General features: G+C 66.9%; 18 protein-coding genes, 1 tRNA gene and 1 riboswitch. Of the genes, 4 read left to right on the top strand and 15 right to left on the bottom strand.

The features are described 5' to 3' along the window. Nucleotide 1: 1 nt before the first annotated feature. From cobW to METLW3_RS0105130, 3 genes are read right to left on the bottom strand one after another with little or no spacing between them, the layout of a single operon-like run. Nucleotides 2-1036, bottom strand: a complete 1035-nt coding sequence (gene cobW / locus METLW3_RS0105140; RefSeq protein ID WP_024878897.1) for a cobalamin biosynthesis protein CobW — start codon at nucleotides 1034-1036, stop codon at nucleotides 2-4. Further along, a complete protein-coding gene (locus tag METLW3_RS0105135) occupies nucleotides 1033-1740 on the bottom strand; it encodes a CbtA family protein (protein ID WP_024878896.1) in 708 nt (235 codons plus the stop codon). The genes cobW and METLW3_RS0105135 overlap by 4 nt, the downstream gene beginning before the upstream one ends. Before the next feature lie 7 nt (nucleotides 1741-1747). Further along, nucleotides 1748-1933, bottom strand: coding sequence for a CbtB-domain containing protein (locus METLW3_RS0105130; RefSeq protein ID WP_024878895.1), 186 nt, complete (start codon nucleotides 1931-1933; stop codon nucleotides 1748-1750). 30 nt (nucleotides 1934-1963) lie between these two features. Then, a riboswitch (cobalamin riboswitch) is annotated at nucleotides 1964-2159 on the bottom strand. 41 nt (nucleotides 2160-2200) lie between these two features. Here METLW3_RS0105130 and cobO point away from each other — a divergent pair. Then, complete coding sequence (gene cobO, locus METLW3_RS0105125) at nucleotides 2201-2830, top strand: cob(I)yrinic acid a,c-diamide adenosyltransferase (RefSeq protein ID WP_024878894.1); 630 nt, start codon at nucleotides 2201-2203, stop codon at nucleotides 2828-2830. A gap of 9 nt (nucleotides 2831-2839) precedes the next feature. Here the strand turns inward: cobO and radC are convergent, their stop codons facing one another. Continuing rightward, nucleotides 2840-3580: a DNA repair protein RadC gene (gene radC / locus METLW3_RS0105120; protein WP_024878893.1), complete on the bottom strand. Its 741-nt coding sequence runs from the start codon at nucleotides 3578-3580 to the stop codon at nucleotides 2840-2842. Continuing rightward, on the bottom strand, nucleotides 3577-4443 hold the full coding sequence (gene map, locus METLW3_RS0105115) for a type I methionyl aminopeptidase (protein ID WP_024878892.1): 867 nt from the start codon (nucleotides 4441-4443) through the stop codon (nucleotides 3577-3579). The genes radC and map overlap by 4 nt, the downstream gene beginning before the upstream one ends. A 162-nt stretch (nucleotides 4444-4605) precedes the next feature. On the opposite strand from map, the gene METLW3_RS0105110 reads away from it, so the two are divergent. Beyond that, the gene (locus METLW3_RS0105110; protein WP_024878891.1) at nucleotides 4606-5358 is read left to right on the top strand and encodes a molybdopterin-binding protein; all 753 of its coding nucleotides are present in this window, start codon (nucleotides 4606-4608) and stop codon (nucleotides 5356-5358) included. A 19-nt stretch (nucleotides 5359-5377) separates the two neighbouring features. Next, nucleotides 5378-5863, top strand: coding sequence for a xanthine phosphoribosyltransferase (gpt, locus tag METLW3_RS0105105; RefSeq protein ID WP_024878890.1), 486 nt, complete (start codon nucleotides 5378-5380; stop codon nucleotides 5861-5863). A 7-nt stretch (nucleotides 5864-5870) separates the two neighbouring features. Here gpt and METLW3_RS0105100 read toward each other — a convergent pair whose 3' ends face one another. Then, the gene (locus METLW3_RS0105100) at nucleotides 5871-7808 is read right to left on the bottom strand and encodes a hypothetical protein (protein ID WP_024878889.1); all 1938 of its coding nucleotides are present in this window, start codon (nucleotides 7806-7808) and stop codon (nucleotides 5871-5873) included. Nucleotides 7809-7948: 140 nt separating this feature from the next. Between METLW3_RS0105100 and METLW3_RS0105095 the strand changes: the two genes are divergently transcribed. Further along, a tRNA-Leu gene (locus METLW3_RS0105095) sits at nucleotides 7949-8034 on the top strand. A gap of 125 nt (nucleotides 8035-8159) precedes the next feature. Here METLW3_RS0105095 and METLW3_RS0105090 read toward each other — a convergent pair. From METLW3_RS0105090 to METLW3_RS0105045, 9 genes are all read right to left on the bottom strand, one after another. Then, nucleotides 8160-8573, bottom strand: a complete 414-nt coding sequence (locus tag METLW3_RS0105090; RefSeq protein ID WP_024878888.1) for a lipoprotein — start codon at nucleotides 8571-8573, stop codon at nucleotides 8160-8162. Nucleotides 8574-8628: 55 nt separating this feature from the next. After that, nucleotides 8629-10011, bottom strand: coding sequence for a sensor histidine kinase (locus METLW3_RS0105085; protein ID WP_024878887.1), 1383 nt, complete (start codon nucleotides 10009-10011; stop codon nucleotides 8629-8631). A 7-nt stretch (nucleotides 10012-10018) separates the two neighbouring features. Further along, nucleotides 10019-10693: a response regulator transcription factor gene (locus METLW3_RS0105080; protein WP_024878886.1), complete on the bottom strand. Its 675-nt coding sequence runs from the start codon at nucleotides 10691-10693 to the stop codon at nucleotides 10019-10021. Nucleotides 10694-10725: 32 nt separating this feature from the next. Then, the gene (locus METLW3_RS0105075; RefSeq protein WP_036290211.1) at nucleotides 10726-11052 is read right to left on the bottom strand and encodes a PepSY domain-containing protein; all 327 of its coding nucleotides are present in this window, start codon (nucleotides 11050-11052) and stop codon (nucleotides 10726-10728) included. Nucleotides 11053-11179: 127 nt separating this feature from the next. Beyond that, nucleotides 11180-11377: a hypothetical protein gene (locus METLW3_RS0105065; RefSeq protein ID WP_024878884.1), complete on the bottom strand. Its 198-nt coding sequence runs from the start codon at nucleotides 11375-11377 to the stop codon at nucleotides 11180-11182. A gap of 59 nt (nucleotides 11378-11436) precedes the next feature. Further along, entirely contained in the window at nucleotides 11437-11895 is a 459-nt protein-coding gene (locus tag METLW3_RS0105060; RefSeq protein ID WP_024878883.1) for a M15 family metallopeptidase, read from the bottom strand. A gap of 41 nt (nucleotides 11896-11936) precedes the next feature. Next, on the bottom strand, nucleotides 11937-12461 hold the full coding sequence (locus tag METLW3_RS26740; RefSeq protein ID WP_024878882.1) for a DUF4376 domain-containing protein: 525 nt from the start codon (nucleotides 12459-12461) through the stop codon (nucleotides 11937-11939). Between the two features lie 16 nt (nucleotides 12462-12477). After that, nucleotides 12478-13887, bottom strand: a complete 1410-nt coding sequence (locus METLW3_RS26735; RefSeq protein WP_024878881.1) for a DUF2793 domain-containing protein — start codon at nucleotides 13885-13887, stop codon at nucleotides 12478-12480. 6 nt (nucleotides 13888-13893) lie between these two features. Next, nucleotides 13894-17760 (bottom strand): glycoside hydrolase/phage tail family protein, encoded by a 3867-nt coding sequence (locus METLW3_RS0105045; protein WP_024878880.1) that lies wholly within the window; start codon nucleotides 17758-17760, stop codon nucleotides 13894-13896. Nucleotides 17761-17775: the final 15 nt, after the last annotated feature.

Raw genomic sequence — 17775 nt, 5'->3', positions numbered from 1 at the left:
CTCAGCTCGTCAGCATGGCCGTCACGCCCGCGCGATCGAGACCCTTCTCGCCGATGACGACGAGGCGGCTGGCGCGATTCTCATCGGCGCGCCAGGGGCGGTCGAACTGATGACGAAAGCGCGCGCCGACGCCCTGCACCAATAGGCGCATCGGCTTGCCGGCGATCTCGACGAAGCCTTTCATGCGAAGAACGTCATGCGCCTCGGCGACGCGGGCTAGGCGCTCGATCAGCTCGGCCGGGTCGCGCGCGGCGGCGATCTCGACGATGAAGCTCTCGAAATCGTCGTGATCGTGGCCCTCTTCCGTATCATGGTGAGAGGGGCGATTGGCGAGATCGTCCTCCGCCGCGGCGCCGAGGCCGAGCAGAATGGCGGGGTCGAGCCTGCCCTCGCAGGCGCGCAGCAGCTTTACCGCGCGGGGCGCAGTGGCGCGAATCCGCTCCGTGACTTGCGCTTCCTCTTCCGCGCTCAGCAAATCGGTTTTGTTGAGCACGATCAGATCCGCGCAGAGCAGCTGATCCTCGAACACTTCCTCGAGCGGATTGTCGTGGTCGATCGCGAGGGTCTCGGCGCGCTCTTTCGCGATGGCGTCGAGATCGTCGGCGAAGCGGCCCGCCGCCACCGCCGGGCCATCCACCACGGCGATGACGCCATCGACGGTGAGATGCGGGCGGATCGTCGGCCATTCGAAGGCTTTGACCAGAGGCTTGGGCAGAGCGAGGCCGGAGGTCTCGATGATAATGTGCTCCGGCCGGTTCGGATGCGCGAGCAGCGCCTCGATCGCCGGCGCGAAATCATCGGCCACGGTGCAGCAGAGGCACCCATTGGCCAGCTCGACGATATTCTCCTCAGGACAATTCTCCACGCCGCAGGCGCGAAGAATATCGCCGTCCACGCCGACATCGCCGAACTCGTTGATGACGAGGGCGAGGCGGCGGCCGCGCGCCGTCTCGAGGATATGGCGAATCAGCGTCGTCTTGCCGGCGCCGAGAAATCCGGTGACGATGGTCGCGGGGATTTTGGCGAATGTGCTCACGCCGCAGCCTCTGCGCTGGTCTTTGTCGGGAGATGCCGCCAGACGAAGCCGACGGCCGCGCCGACCAGAATCCAGGTGATCGCGTGAATGGCGAGAGAAGCGGCGGCGAAACGCGCGGCCAGCTCGGCCGGCGCGGTGCTCTCGGGCGCCGGCGGCTGCGGCGCGCCGATGAGATGCGGCGCGATAATGAGCGCGACGCCCAGCGCTTTGACGAGCGGGCGCTCGACGCGCAGCACGGCGAAGAGCCCGGCGCCGGTTGCAGCCGCCGTGCCGATCCACCAGAATTGGCGCGCGGCGAGATCGCCGGCGGCGCTGCCCGGCAGCTCCGGCGCGAGGCCGAGGCTGGTCGCAAGGCCGGTGGAGGCGAAGGCGCAGGCCCCCCAGAGCGCGGCGCGCTTGGGCTCGATCGTCTCGCCGGAGAGCAGCATCAAGGCGAGCAGCACGAAAGCGTAGCCCACCGAGGTGACGCTGGTGGCGACGCTGGTCGCCGCTGTGCGCTGGAGACCGGGTGCGGGCTCCCAAACCGGCTCGGCGGCGTGCTCGTGCTGATGCGCCTCGACTCCGGCATGGGCCTGCTCGGCCGCGGTCTCGTAGACCTCGGCGGCGAGGATCAGCGGAGTCGTGGTGACATTCTGCAGGGCCGCGACCGCGAGCCCCGCGAGAAGGCCGGCCAAAAGGCCGACCGCGAGGAGTCGCTGGATCACCGCTGCGTCAATGGCAAGGGAAGCCGAGCGAATGGCGCGAATCATGCGCGGCGTTATGCGCGACGCTCGCGTAGGAGAAGCCGGCGAGATAGACGAGCCCGGCGCCGAGCGTGAAGACGACCAGCGCGGCGCGCAGGATCTCGAGGCGGCTGGCGGAGACGATCGCGTCGGCGGAAAGGGTCTTCGTGGTCATTCTCGGCTCCTCGCCGCCCCACCGGCGGCATTCGTGGTTTCGCTGGACGGCAGGTCTCCTGGCTCGCGGGTCGCTGCGCTCGCCGCCTTCCCGGGCTTTCACCCAGTGGCCACACGGGCTCGCGCTCGCCGCTCACAGTTGCGGGGGCAGCCGCGGATCAGGGGCGAACCCCATACCGCATTCCCTCTTCGCCTCCTTGCGGAGGACCGTCGCGAACAGTCATATGACGGAGAGAAGGAGCCGTCAAACGGCGAGGAGGCGCTGATCATGTCGGAATTCGCGGAAGAAGACGCCGCCCGCCGCCATCGCGAGAAGATGGAGAAGCGCAAGGCCGTGCAGGACGCCGAGGTCGCCGGCAAGAGCATCGCCGAAAAGGGCCTGCTGATGGTCCATACCGGCCCCGGCAAGGGCAAGTCTACCGCGGCCTTCGGCCTCGCTCTGCGGGCGATGGGGCATGGGCTCGCGGTGGGCGTCGTGCAATTCGGCAAGGGCGCCTGGGACACGGGCGAGCGCCGCATTCTCGAGAAGCTCGGCGGCGAGGACGGGCTGCTCGCCTGGCACACGCTCGGCGAGGGCTTCACCTGGGAGACGCAGGACCGCGCCCGCGACGAGGCGGCGGCTCGGCGCGCCTGGGAGAAGGCGAAGGAGCTGATGGCCTCAAAGTCGATTCGGCTGCTCGTGCTCGACGAATTGTCGATCGCGCTCCGCTATGAGCATCTGCCGCTCGACGAGGTGATCGCGACGCTGACGGCGCGGCGCGCCGATCTCCACATCGTCGTCACCGGCCGCAACGCCAAGCCGGAGCTGATCGCGGCGGCCGATCTCGTCACCGAGATGACAATGGTCAAGCATCACTTCCAGGCCGGGGTGAAGGCGCAGGCCGGAATCGAGTTTTGAGGCGGCGCCTCAAATGAATTTCAGCCCTTTCAGGCTCGAATGTCCGTTCCGCCCGACGATCAGATGGTCATGCACGGCGATGCCGAAAGGCTGCGCTATGGCGATGATGTCCAGCGTCATGCGAATGTCGGCGGTGGAGGGGGTCGGATCGCCGGACGGGTGATTATGCGCCAATATCAGCGCGGAAGCGCCCAATTCCAGCGCCCGCCGCACCACCTCGCGCGGATAGACGGGCGTGTGATCCACCGTGCCGACGCCCTGAACCTCATCGGCGATCAAGGCGTTGCGCTTGTCGAGGAAGAGAATGCGGAACTCCTCGCGCTCGGCATAGGCCATGGCCGTGCGGCAATAGTCGATCACATCGACGAAGGAGCCGAGCACGGTCCGCTTCTGCAGATTGCTGCGCGCGAGGCGCCTTGCCGTCGCCTCCATCAGCTTCAGCTCGCAGATCGCCGCCTCGCCGAGCCCTTCGATCTCGCGCAGCCGCTCCGGCCGCGCCGCCGCCACCTCGGAGAAAGAGCCGAATCGCGCGATCAGCGCCTTGGCCAGAGGCTTGACGTCGCGCCGTGGAATGGCGCGATAAAGCACCAGCTCCAAAAGCTCGTAATCGGCGAGCGCGGCCTCCCCCGCCTCCAGAAAACGGTCGCGCAGCCTCTGCCTATGGCCATGAAAATGCGGCGCCTCCTCGCGCAGACCGTCGGCGGGCTTGTCGCCGGCCGGTCGGCGCCGAGGGACGCGCGTCTCGCTCATTCGGCGCCGGCGGCCGCGTCCGGCGAGGCTCCACTGGACGAGGCGCCATTGGGATTGTCGAGCCCGGCGGGCGAGGCGGTGAAGATTTCCACCCCCGTCTCGGTCACGCCGAGCGAATGCTCGAACTGAGCCGAGAGCGAGCGGTCGCGGGTGACGGCGGTCCAGCCGTCGCCGAGAATCTTCACCTGCGGCCGGCCGAGATTGATCATCGGCTCTATGGTGAAGAACATGCCGGGTCTGAGCTCCACGCCCTGCCCGGCGACGCCGTAATGCAGAATATTCGGCTCGTCGTGGAACAGCCGGCCGAGCCCATGGCCGCAGAAATCGCGCACCACGGAGCAGCGCTCGGCCTCGGCGAAACGCTGGATCGCCGCGCCTATGTCGCCAGTGGTGGCGCCCGGCTTCACCACGGATATGCCGCGCATCAGGCTCTCATAGGTCACGTCGATGAGCCGCTGGGCGCGGCGCGGCACCTCGCCCACGGCGAACATGCGGCTGGCGTCGCCATGCCAGCCGTCGATGATGAAGGTCACGTCGACATTGACGATATCGCCGTCGCGCAGGGGCTTGTCGTCCGGAATGCCGTGGCAGACCACATGGTTGATCGAGGTGCAGATTGATTTGCGGTAGCCGCGATAATCGAGCGGGGCCGGATAGGCGCCGTTGGCTATGGCGAAGTCGAAGACGAGATCGTCCAGCTCCTTGGTGGTGACGCCGGGCTTCACATGCGGGACGAGCATGTCCAGCGCCTCGGCCGTCACCCGGCCGGCGAGACGCATGCCCTCGAAGTCCTCGGGGCCGTGAAGCTTGATCTGGCCGCTCTTGCGGCCCGAGCCCGCGAGGTGGGACTCGACGAATGTCATGCTGAACTCTCTGTTGGTCGTCGCCGGCTTCAGCTTATAAATTAAGAAATTGACGCCGCAAAGCAAGATGCGCGCGACGCCGCTGGGAGTCGGCTCGGAGGCTGGCCTCGGCGGCGCCGGTGGCATAGACTTTGGGCGAGACTGACCTCGAGGAGCGGCCCGATGGAGCGCGAAGAGATCGTTACGGCCGCCGTGCTCGTGATCGGAGACGAGATCCTCTCCGGCCGCACGCAGGACCTCAACACCAATTATATCGCCAAATATCTGGGCGAATTGGGGGTGGACCTGCGCGAGGTGCGCGTGGTGCCCGATATAGAAGAGGAGATCGTCGCCGCGCTCAACACGCTTCGGTCCCGTTACGGCTATGTCTTTACCACGGGCGGCATCGGCCCCACCCATGACGACATCACCGCCGATGCGGTGGCCAAGGCCTTCGGCGTGCCGATCGGCGAGGACGAGCGCGCCATCGCCATGCTGCTGGAGCGCATCGCCCCGCAGGACCTCAATCCGGCCCGCCGGCGCATGGCCCGCATTCCTCGAGGCGCGGATCTCATCGAGAACGCCATTTCCAAGGCGCCGGGCTTCATGATCGGCAATGTCATCGTCATGGCCGGCGTGCCGATCATCATGCAGGCCATGCTGGACGCCGCAGCGGGACGCATTGTCAAAGGCGTGAAGGTGCAGGTCGCGACCGTCGACGCCCATAATATTCCAGAAGGACGCTACGCGGCCGATCTCGAGCGCATCGCCAAGGAGCATGAGCGGGTGACGGTCGGCTCCTATCCCTCCTTCTCCAGCGCCGGCGTGCGCAATCAGATCGTGCTGCGGAGCCGCGACGGCGCCGAGCTGGAGGCGGCGACGCAGAAAGTGCGCAAGCTGATCGTCGAGCTCACCGCCAATGGAACCCCGCTCTGAGGCGAGAAGGTCACCACAAATGGAAGACAAAGCCTTTCCGGTATCCTGGGACGCTTTCCACCGCGATGCGCGCGCGCTCGCCTGGCGGCTTTCGGCGGTGGGCGGCTTCTCCGCCATTGTCGCGGTGACGCGGGGCGGGCTGGTGCCGGCCGGCGTCGTCGCGCGCGAGCTCGGAATTCGCGTCATCGATACGATCGGCGTCGCCAGCTATCAGGAGGAGACCCAGCGCGGCGAGGTCCGCGTACTGAAGCCACTCTCCGAGACGATCCTCACCCTGCCGAGCGAGGAGGTGCTGATCGTCGACGATCTCGTCGACACCGGCGCGACGGCGAAGGTCGTGCGCGCCCTGCTGCCCAACGCGCATTTCGCCACGGTTTACGCCAAGCCGCAGGGCCGGCCGCTGGTCGACACTTTCGTCACCGAGGTCTCGCAGGACACTTGGATTTTTTTCCCCTGGGACACCGGCCTCAGCTTTCAGGCGCCGATCGCCAGAGAATCGTCCTGACGGCCGCCTATCGCCGATAGGCGGCGCAATCGAAGATGGCGTAATGCTCGATCGGCGTCCAATGCGGCGCCCCGCCGGCAAGATGCAGCGAGAAGCGCGGCGGACCGCGCCAGAAGCGCGCCTCCAGACCCTCGGCGAGCGCGCCCGGCGATTCGACTGCCCCCGCCACATAGGCCGGCGCATCCTGGCGGGCGCAGAGGCGCTCGAGCGAAGCGCGCGTGAAGGGCGGAAAATCGATCACATCATCGGTGCGCGGCTTCAGCGCGCTATCGGCCACCCAGCCGAGATCGCGCAGAAATCCCATGCGCTCGCGCCATTCCAGCGCCAGCGGCCGCGAGAAGACGACGCCCGCCCCCTGCACGCGCGAGGCCCAATTGGCGCGGCCGAGCCACACCCAGGGCGCGAGCTTGTCGTTGACCCAGAGCACTTCGCCCTCGCGGGGCGCGACCATCGCCTCCAGCTCCGGCGGATGGACGTCGGCCGAGCGCAGCGGGAATGGCTCGTATATCCAGCAATAGGCCGCCAGCGGCGCGGCGAGAGCCGCAACGCCCGCGGCGATGAGCGGCCGCGGCCGCCATGCGGCGATCAGAATGGCGAGCGCCAGGAACAACAGCGGGACGAAGGCCGGCTCGCCGGCGCGCATTACTGATGGCAGGATCGAATCCTCGCTCGGCGCGACGCGGACATACTCCCGCGCGAACCACAGCGCCGCGCCGAGCACGATGACCGCGCAGAGGCCGCAGAGCGCGAAGAGCGCACGCTCCAGCAAGCCGAGCGGAATATGGCGCCAGCGCGCGCGGTCCCACCAGGCGAGCGCCGCGACGAGCGCGAGAAAGGCGCTCTCCGGCGCCGCGCGCAAAATCCAGCTCGTCACGAGAAGCGCGAGCGCGATGCGTCCCTGAACGCCGTCCCGCCACAACGCCGGCGCGGCGAGGCCGAGCGCCAGCGGCGCGAAAGCGGCGGCGAGCCAGAGCGCGCGCCAGGCCTGCGCCTGCGCCGCCAGCTCGCGCATCAGCACGTCGCCGAGCAGAAAGCTCGCCGAAAGTCCGAGGCCGACCGCGCCGATCACGCAAAAGAGAAGACGCCGCACGGGAGGCGGCGAAAGGCTCGCGGCCAGCAGCAGCGTGCACGCCTGCCGCAGCATTGCGATCCATGTGCTCGCCGGCCAGTCGGAGAGGAAAATATAATCGCTGCGCACGGAGATGATCGCCGCCCATTGCGGATCGATGCGCGCGGTCAGCCGCCCGAGCAACGGCGCGCCAGCGAGCGCCGCGACCAGCGCCCCTGCCCCGCCGAGGAGCGCGGCGATGAGAATGCGGCGATCTCTCATCCCTTCATAGAGCAGCGCGACCAGAAAGCCCGGCGCGGCGATGATCGGGTGAAAGGCCGCCGCCGCCAGCAGAAAGAGGATCGCAACCCATCGCCGCTCGGCGAGCAGCGCCGCGAGAGCGGCGAGAACGAAAGCCTCGGCGAAAGGCCGCGGCGTCGCGAAAGGTTCGGCGAAATGAAAGACGCCGAATCCCCCATAGGAGCTGTCGAAAGCGGCCACGAGCAGCAGCAGCGCTAAGAGAGCCGCCCCTCCCGCGAGGCGCGAGGCGAGCGCCGCCAGCGCCGCGAACCAGAGCCCGCAGCCCGTCAAAGCGAGCGCCTTGGCCGCCGCGGCGAGGCCGAGAACGGGAATGAGCAGATCGACCAGCCGCGAGAAGACGCTGAATTTCGATTGGCCGTCGTAGCGGAACATGATGTCGCGGCCGACGCCCTGCGGATCGAGATCGGCGAGGCCGCGGCCCATATAGATCACCGCGTCATGCTCGAGCCCGTAATAGGGCCGCAGCAGCAGAAAGATCGCCGCACAAGCGGCGAGCGGCGCGATTGCGCCGAGGGCGATTCGCGACGGCCGCGCGTCTATGTCGCGGCGGAAGGCTTGATCGGTCGAGCTGAGCAATCGACTCCCCGGCGCTTCGCGGCCCGGCAGCGCGTGGCGGCTTCCGGGCGAACCGCAAAGACTTATCGTCCTCATGGTTAACCCGAGGTTGAGGTCTCTGTTTGCCGAGGCCTGCGCGCTGCGCTATCACTGCGCGAATCGCGGACGTGGCGGAACCGGTAGACGCAAGGGACTTAAAATCCCTCGGGCCATGCCCATGCGGGTTCGATCCCCGCCGTCCGCACCAAGCTTCGCATCATCGCTCCGAGGAGCGAGCTTTCAAAGCGACGCCGCGCTCGAGGCGTGGCTCGCCCGCTCGCGCACGCTCTGCGCGATCCCATCGATCAAAAGCGGAAGGAGATCGACGATTTCTCAGCTCGTCACGCGCCAAGCGCCGTCCGGCTTCTTGCAAGCCTGGCCCTTGGCCTGCTGCGGACGGCCGTCGATGAAAATCTTATGCGTATAATCCCGGCAGCCGCCCAAGGCCGCTTCCGGCCCCGGCTCGACAAAGCCATAAGCGCCACGGGTTCCGCGCCAGCTCTTGCGCTGACCGGAGGCGACCGCCTCCTGTTGCGCGGCCACAGCGGTCACGCGATCGGCGGCGTCCAGCTCGCGGCCGATGGCGGCGCCGATGACGCCCGGCGCGGGAGGTTCGGGCGCGACGACGACGGCCGCGGCCGGAGCGGCAGATTCGGTAGAATTGCAGCCCGAGACGGCGAGCGCGACGCAGCACAGGCCCACGGCCGCCGCGATTCTGACGATCGCCGAATTCGCCTGTCTCGACATGACTTCTCTCCGCTGGCGCAATCGGCTCTCCTCTTGCCGGAAGGCCCTCACTCTGTCAAAGGCCCGGCAATCGCGCCTGCGCCCGGAGCCCGCCGAGCGGACTGTCGTCGAGCGCGAGCGCGCCGCCGTAATCGGCGGTGAGATGCGCGACGATGGAAAGGCCGAGCCCTGTCCCCGGCCGAGTCTCGTCGAGGCGCTGGCCGCGTCGCGTCGCCTGCGCGCGAAACTCCGCCGCGAGACCCGGACCATCATCGTCGATGGTGAAAACGAGGCGGCTGCGCCCCGCCTCGGCATTCTCCAGCGCCACGGACAGCCGCACTTCGCTCGCCGCCCATTTGCCCGCATTGTCGAGCAGATTGCCGACGATCTCCTCGAGGTCCTGCCGCTCGCCCAGAAAGCGCAGCTCCGCCGCCGCCTCGCCGGAAAAGGCGACGCCGCGCTCGCTGTAGATTTTGCCGAAAGTGCGCAGCAGCGCCGCGACAACGGGCGCGACCTCCGTCGTCGCGCCTATCGCGCCGGCGCGCGCCGCCGCCCGCGCACGCTCGAGATAGAAGGAGATCTGATCGCGCATCAGCGTCGCCTGCTCGCCTACCTTGGCGGCGAGCGGCGAGGGCGCGGCGTCCGCCTCATTGACGATGACGCTGAGCGGCGTCTTTAAAGCATGGGCGAGATTGCCGACCTGCGTGCGCGAGCGCTCCACAATGTCGCGATTGGCGGAGATCATCAGATTGAGCTCCTCGGCGAGCGGCGCCACCTCGGTCGGATAGGCGCTTTCTATGCGTCCGCGCTCGCCGCGGCGAATGAGCGACAATTCCCTTTGCAGCAGCTTCAAAGGCCGCAGGCCGACGCTCACCTGGACCGCGGTGGCGAGCGCCAGCGCAATGGCGAGCAGCGAGAAAGCGACGATGAGCGACCAGCGAAAGCGCGCGATCTGATGTTCCGTCTCCTCCGTCGTCGCCGCCACTTGCACGAGATAGACGCCGATATCTCCGACATCGATGACGCGCTCGACGATGCGCAGCCAGCGCCCGTCCGGCCCCAGCGCGACGCCGCGTCTGACGCCCCCGGTCTCCGCCGGCACATGCAGATCGGAGAGCTTCGGCAATTTCGCGGCAAACAGCGAGCGCGAGGCCTTTATCTCATGCGCCTCATCGTCGAGGCGGGTGATCTGCCAATACCAGCCGGAGCGCGCCAGCTCGAATTGCGGATCGCCGAGCTGCCCTGGCCCGCTGCGCCCATCCTCGCCGGACTCCGAAACATCGGCGACGATCGCGCGCAGATAGACGCCGAGCCGTTGCTCGAACACATCTTCCGCCGTGCGGCGATAATATTCGGTGAGGGCGAGGCCGGCAATCATCAGCACGACGGAGCTGAGCGCCGCGGCGGCGAAGAACAGCCGCGCCGCGATCGATCGCCCCGGAAAGCCGAGCCGCCGCATCCCGTCTTCAGCGCTTCGCCGGCTCGGGCGGCGCCGCCATATAGCCGAGCCCGCGCACCGTCTGGATGAGATCGACGCCGAGCTTCTTGCGCAGCCGACCGACGAAGACCTCGATCGTGTTTGAGTCGCGGTCGAAGTCCTGATCGTAGAGATGCTCGACGATCTCGCTACGCGACACGACGCGCCCGGAATGATGCATCAGATAGGCGAGCAGCCGATATTCATGCGAGGTGAGCTTTACCGCCGCGCCATCGACGACGACGCGTCCCGCCTTGGTGTCGAGCCGCACCGGGCCGCAGACGATCTCGCTGGTCGCATGGCCGGCGGCGCGGCGTAGCAGCGCGCGCAGCCGCGCGAGCAACTCTTCCATATGGAAGGGCTTGGCCACATAATCATCGGCGCCGGCGTCGAAGCCCTGCACCTTGTCGCTCCATCGGTCGCGCGCGGTGAGGATCAGAACCGGCATGATCCGCCCGGCGGCGCGCCACTCCTCGAGCACGGTCACGCCGTCCTTTTTCGGCAGGCCGATGTCGAGCACGACAGCGTCATAGGGCTCGGTGTCGCCGAGAAAATGCCCCTCCTCGCCATCGAAGGCGCGATCGACCGCATAGCCCGCCTGCTCCAGCGCAGAGACGAGCTGCCGGTTCAAATCCTTGTCATCCTCCACGACCAGAAGCCGCAAGCCCCGCCTCCGTCACCCAGACGAATCGTCTTTTAATGTTCTTTATGGCCAGCATGGGGCTGGCCGGTCGCCGCGTCGAGATAAATCCGCACCACCCGCCCGTCACGGCGCAGCAGGCTGATCTCATAGACGAGCTCCTCTTGCTCGCGGCAGAGCCGCGCATTGATCGGCTCGGCATGGGCGGCGACGCTCGCGGCCTGCATCAGCGCGAAAGGATCGCCGAGCCGCCGATCCGAGATGAGCTGGCGGGTCTCGGCGATCGGCAGGCATTGCAGCGCCGGCCGATCCGCGGCCATCGCAGATGCGGCCTGCGGCGCGGCGACGATGAACGCCAAAATTTTCGACACGATCCGACGCATTCTCGCTTTTCCCCACAAAATCTATGCGATGCGCCTGCTGAACGCCAAGTGAACGCCACAAACGAATGTGAACGCCCGAAACGGAGTGAGCGGGGCGGCGTCGAACCTCTCCGACGCCGCCCACCCGTCAATCCGACGCTTTTTCGGGCGCGACGATCGCGATCAGCCCGCCGAGCGCCGCCCCCGTCGCCAGCACGCCGTCGCCCAGCGCGCCGGGCGCGACCGAATGCACGATCGCGGCCACCACGCCGGTCCCGGCCCAGGTCGAAGGCTCCACGACTCGCGAACGGAGCCACGCGTAAGCGGAAGAAAGCGAAAAACCCATAGTCGTCATCCTTTCGTTTCGCCAGGAGACCGCCCGGCGCGGATATCGATGCGCGGCGATCACGGATAGAGGGCGAAGGGCAGCTGATAATGCGGACCGTCCCTCAGCGTACGCCAATCGCCGCCCCATTCGATCGTCACATGCTCCGCCTGCGCCGCCGCCTTCATCGCGCGCGCGATCGGATAAATGTGCGGCCACGACCATTGCGGCCGTCCCTCGATGAGCGGAACGAGATCGACCGCATGTCCGACGAGCCCATGCTGCTGGTCCTGCGTCGGCACATGCCGGCAGCGGAAGGGATTCTTCAGCGCCGACGCGCCGCGCGCGATGAGCGCGCGCTCGCGCGCGATTGTCCGCACGCCTTCGAAGACCACGAATCTCTGCTCACAGCGCGCCGCCGCGCCGCGCACCACGCGCACGAGATCGGGATGCACGCCGACGAGCTTCGCCTCGCAAGCTTCGTCCAGCACAAAGCCGGCGCGCGGCGCGGAGCGCGCCGGCGCTTTCTTATCGATCATATCGATGTCCTTTCGCTCGAGAAAAAGCGCGCGGCGCCGCGTCAGCCCGGCCAGTCCGCGTCTATGTCGATCGCCGCGAGCGCCGCGCCGTCCTGCGCGGCGACAATGGCAGCGACGAGCTGCGCCTCGCGATCGAAGCAGCTCTGCACATGCGCGCGCACGCCCTGCGCGACAGCGATCAAGGTCGCATGATCGAACGCGACGAATGCGCCATCGGCCAGCTTCCAATTCACCGTGTAATTATTGTCGAGCACGCTGGCCACGACAGCCGCGGTGAGCTTGGCCTGCGTTCTCTCGTCGGTCGGAAGGCTCATGCCATTTACCGAGGTTCCCGCCGTCTCGGCGCGCCATCGACGCTCCGCGAGAGCGGCAAGCCGCTTGCTCTTCGCCTCCGCGAGACTTGGGATCGACAGAGGCGTAGGCGCATTTCCGCCGCCGAGCCAATCACGATAGGCGAGGCTGTCGGCCGTTTGCGCATTGGTCGGGACGCTCGCGCCATCTGCGTCTCGCCGCACCATGTCCTGCAGCGGCTCGCCAGCGAAATCGCAAATGATCGAATAGGTCATGTCACAACTCTCCGTCTCAAATTTCCGCTGACGCCGTGAATGCGCGATCATAGGCTTCGACCGATCCCGCAGCAGTGGACGCCATGAAATATCTGATCGCCGCCTTGCCCATCGAATTGAGGCCGTCCATCAGAACATTGGTCTGCACGCCGCCCGACAGCGCCGACAAGGTCGGCGTGCCGAACATCGTCACCGGCAGCGTCATGACCGAGCCCCCGAACTGCGTGCCCGCATTTGCCGTGAAGAGATGCGAGACCAGCAAGGATTGAAAATAGCGTTGGCATATCGGCAGCTCCACGCCCGGCGGCCGCCTCTCGAAGCTCGTCGCATAGACCCCGGGCTCCAATTGCGGCCGCAGGATCGTGCCGCTCGAGAACTCGACATTGGTCTGCGCATTCGCCGTCAGCCCCGACACGAGAAGCGGCGCGCTTCGCGAGGCCGTCGCGTAAGAGCCGGAGCCCGAATAACCCGTCCCCTGCCAGACGCGCGCTTGCGCGGTCCCTTCATGCGCCAAAGCATAGGCGCCGCCCTCCATCAGCTGCGCCTCGATCGCCAGGATCAAGGAGCCCGCAGAAATCGAGAGCGTCGTGTCGACGCCGCTCGTCGTGAAAGTGTAGGTCGCGCCAGCGGCGCCGGCCTTCACGCCGTCATGGCCATATTGCCCGGCAGCGAGCGAGACCGTTCCCGAAACCGCGCGCTGATTGATCGCAAAAGTCGCATTGCGCAAGCGATTGCGAAACGCCGCCGAAGCGCCGTCTCCCATGCCGCTCGGAAAATCGACGCGCCCCGTCGAACGATCGACGATCAGCGCCTCGCGCCATATCGTCCCGTCGGCGGAGACCTTCACATGAAAATTATCGTCGCCGAGAAGGCCCGTCTCGGCGCGGCCGGACCAATTGGATTGATAGAGCTGCGACGCCGTGTCGGCGGCAGTCTCCTTCTCGAGCTTGATCCGAAAATCGCCGGCCCCGCCCTCCGCCACTGTCCGTGCGGCGAACAAGGCCGCGCTCGCCTTCACCGAAAGCGCATTGGCGACGTCCGCCGTCGTCCCTATGCCGAGCAGCGACAGATTCTCGAGCTCGTGCAACGCGAGCCCCGCGTCGATCCAGGCGGAGCCGCTGTAGAGCAGCATGAGCTGCTCGGCCTCCACATAGGCGAGCCACCCCGCCTTCGGCGCGAGAAACGCCCAAGCGCCGCTGAGATACACGGCGACCTTCTGCTCCTTGCCGGCGAAGGCGCCCGCCGCCGTGGCGATGACGAGATAACGATCGCCGTCGGTGGCAGAAACAGGCGGCGAGGCGCGCCGATCGATCACGGAAAGCTGCGTCAGCGCGTCGAGCAGCTGCAGCGCCTCATTATGCGTGACATGCTTCTGCGCCTGCGCCGCATCGATGCAGGGCAGAGCCAAATGAATTGTATCGGTCATGGAAGCTCACTCGATGGGCAGCGTCGCGACGAGCGGAAAGCCGCGTCCTGCGCGCGCGCTGATTTGAAATATCTGCACGGCCAAGCTCGTCTGCGGCGCCCCGAAATCGACGAGCTCGTCGCTCGCCGAATAGAGCGCCGACGCGCGCGTCACACTCAGCACGCGCGCGCCGCCGCCAGCAAGCGCGATGACGACGTCATAGGCCTCGCTCTCCTCGCCGAGCGGTATATCGACCGGCTCCCAGGAATCGGCGTCGATCCGCCCGCGCCGAATGAAGGAGACGACGACGCCATCCGCTGTCCGCCGCGCATGCGCATGTGTCGGCGAATAGGGAAGCAGCGATTTGCGCGTCGCCGCGACCTCCAGCTCGACATAGGTCGGATCGTCGTAATCGCGATCCGCCGGACCGATGCGATAGACACGCGCCGAATCGATCTCCGCGGCGTCCCGCGCGAGCGGAACGATGGCGTCGTCGAGCAAAACGATCGTCGCTCCAGCCGCCACGCTGCGTGACGCCAGCGCATCCTCTCCGCCGATCCCCCGCAGCAGCCGCGATAAGCGATATGTGTTCGTCGCGACCAGCTCCGCACGCGTGAAGGCGAGGATCTCCCAGGCGCCGTCGTCGCCGCGGATCGCTAATGAAGAGCGCAGCGCAAAAGCGCTTCCATCATCCACAGAGGCGAGCGCGCCCGAAGCGAGCCTCACCGTCACGCTCGCGCCGAGATCGAAACGCCCGAGCGGTCCGGGCGCGAGCGCATCCAATGTTTCGCCCATCGTCGCGCGCTTCTCGATCAGCCCGACCGACTCGAAGGACTCGCCGAGCTTCCGGCGGATGGCCAACGGCCCCGGCCACGGATCGGCGAAAGCGGCGACATGTGACAATGCAGTCTCGCCATCCTTAGCGATCGCAAGGTCGAGGACAACCGCGCGCGGCGGGCCGATCACGCCTGGAGAGGCCAAGGCGCGCCAGCCGACGGAGCGCGCGCAAACGTCATAGACGCTGGCGTCGACCGCGCGCGCCTCGATCTCACGCGCCGCGCCATCGGTGATCTGCGTGATCTGCCATTGACGTCCCGGCGCGCGCGCCAATGACACCACATCGCCGGCCTCCAAGGTCGCGAGCCCCGGCCGCACGGAAAATCGCGCCGTCTCGCGCCCGGCCCAAATATCCTGCAGCCACACATCCGCCAAACGTTGCGCATTGGAGCGCGCGATCATAACCGCCGTCTCCGCTTCGCTGCGCCGCGAGGAATAGCCCTCGAGCCGACGCGAAAGCACACGGCCCGTGCGATAATCGAATTCCGAATCTCCGAAGGACAGAGCGATCTCATGCGGAAGCTCGCTCTCCTGCGCACGCCGCAGCTCGATCAGCGTCCCATCCTTCCTCGGAACCAGATCGTCGTCGCCGATCTCGAGCACGCTCTTGGTTCCGCGCGAGACGAAGCGCAACGCGCCGCCGGACATCACAGCGTCGAAGCCGAATAGCGACGCGAGCGGATCGATAGCCTCGCGCGGCGACATTGCGCTGTCGAGCACATAGCCGTCGACAAAACCCTCGATCGCCGGCCGCGCGACAACGAGATCATTCGTCGCGATCGTCGAAGCCAGCGTCGCGACGAGCCGATCGAGCGGCGCGCCCTCGAGCCGCCCATTGAGCCAATGCCCAGTCTCCCAATTGGCCGAGTCGGCCCACACATCCGAACAGCCGGGAAAGGCCGGAAACGGCCGCGCATCCCAGCACCAAACATGAATGCGCGCCACATCGACCATGCGGCCGCCATAGGCCATCGACACTGGATTGCGCGCGTCGCCGCCCGGGGCCGTCGGATCGAAATAGCCGAGCATGGCCTCGAGAAAGCGCGCCTGCATCAGATCATCGCGTCCACCACGCGAGAAATAGGGAAGGCCGCCCTCCGACGAATGCGCATCGACAAACACATTGGGCGCATTGGCGCCGCGATCGACTGCAGGACAACCCGTTTCGACGATCCAGATCGGCTTGCTCTGCGGCGTCCACGCCGTCGATGCGCCGAGCTCCACGCCATCGACGCGCTCGTGATGCGCATTCGCCCACCAGCCGAGAATGTCCTTCACGCGGTAGACCCAGGGCTTGCCGAGCGAATCTTCGATCGGCGCGCGCGTCTGCGTCAACCGATCCGCGTCGCTCGCATAGAACCAATCGAATCCCTCGCCAGAGCCGACGCGCGACGTCAGATAATCGAGGTCATAGACATTCCCCGCGCTCTGCGCATCGAGATGATCTACGCCGTCGCGCCAATCGGAAAGCGGCCAATACACGTCGATCCCGATGAAATCGATCGACGACGCTCCCCACAGGGCGTCGAGCGGAAAGCGTAGCTCGCCCGCTGTCGGAACATGCGCGCCATATTCCGTCCAATCGGCTGAGTAGCCGACCTTGGTTCCACTGCGAAGGACACCCTTCACATCATCCGCGAGAGTGACGAGCGCCGCGACAGCCGGATAGACGCCCGGAGCCGAACGAATGCGCGTGAGCGCCACGAGCTCTGAGCCGATGAGAAAAGCGTCGACCCCGCCCGCCTCCTCGCACAATCCCGCATAATGCAGAATGAAGGCGCGATATTGCGCGAAGAACGCCGCGACTTGCGTCGCAGCCGCGCTGGTTTCAACCACCGTGTCCACGGGTCCGGGCGCAGGATCACAAGTGATGCGCCCCCGCCAGGGAAACGCGGGCTGCCCAATCTCGCCGCTACGCGGATCGAGCAGCACATTGTCCGGCGGCACATCCATCATCACAAAAGGGTAGAACACGACTGCAAGACCGCGCGCCCGCAGATCGGCGATGGCGACGCGCACCGATGCGTCGCTCGGCGTCCCGCCAAAGGCCGCCCTTCCGTCGATCTGCGAGACCAGCCGCGCCGTTGCGCGCATCAGCCCCGCGACCGACCAATCCGCGGGCCAGAATGGGCCATAGACATAGTCGAACTCGCCGATCGTCTTGAATGTCGCGTCGACGCGCGGCGCAATAGTGCAATGACCCGCGCGCAGATCATCGCCGAACCAAGCGACGACCAGCGCCACGCTCTCGAGATTCGGACAGAGCGCCTGCAATGCGTCGATCGAAGCCGTCCAGTCGCTCGCCGCTGTGAGCTGATGGCGGTTCTCCGCGCTGGTTTCGCCCGGCGAAAAGAAGTTCAACTGGAGCGACGGCTGATAGCCCGCCTCCGTCGCGCCTGGAATAATATCGACGGCCCGAATCTTCGCGCCGAGCCCCGCCACCGGCCGCGTCACCTCGAAGGTGAATTGCGGAATGCGATTGCCGAATGGCGCGAGCGCCAATTGCTCGAACACGACATAGGCCAGCCCGCGATAGGCCGGCGCATTCTCTGCCCCCTCCTTGGCGACGATCAGCGCATCGGGAAGCTGCTCCTCATCGCCCTTGTAGATGCGGATCGGAAGGCTCGTCATGTCGAGCTCATTGCCGTCCGCGAATATGCGGCGCACGAAGGCGATCGGCCCCTCGCAGAGACCAATCGCAAAATTCGCATAATAGGAATAGGAGACGCTCACCGTCTGCGACGTTCCGCCGCCGCCCTTGCCGCGATTGCTCGAGCCGCCGTCCAACGACACATTCGTCTGCTCGAGGAAGCGCGTCGCCCAGATCATCTGGCCGCCGATGCGGGCGCGTCCATAGACGCGCGGAATCGCCGCTCCCTCCGTCGACGCGACGCCCTCCATCGCCTCCAGCCGCGGCCCTACCTCATAGCGCGTCCCCGCGCGCGGCTGCAGCGCCGCATCGACGAGGGCGCCGCCCACAGCGCCCAGGACATTGCCGATGACCGAGCCGACCGGCGCGATCGCTGCGCCCGCGGTCTGCAACAAGAGAGTCGCCATCTCGCCCTCGAAGCT

It is taken from the genome of Methylosinus sp. LW3, assembly GCF_000527115.1.
Lineage (GTDB): Bacteria > Pseudomonadota > Alphaproteobacteria > Rhizobiales > Beijerinckiaceae > Methylosinus.
The sequence above is the reverse complement of the archived record's forward strand: the minus strand, read 5'-3'. Positions and strand labels throughout refer to the sequence as shown.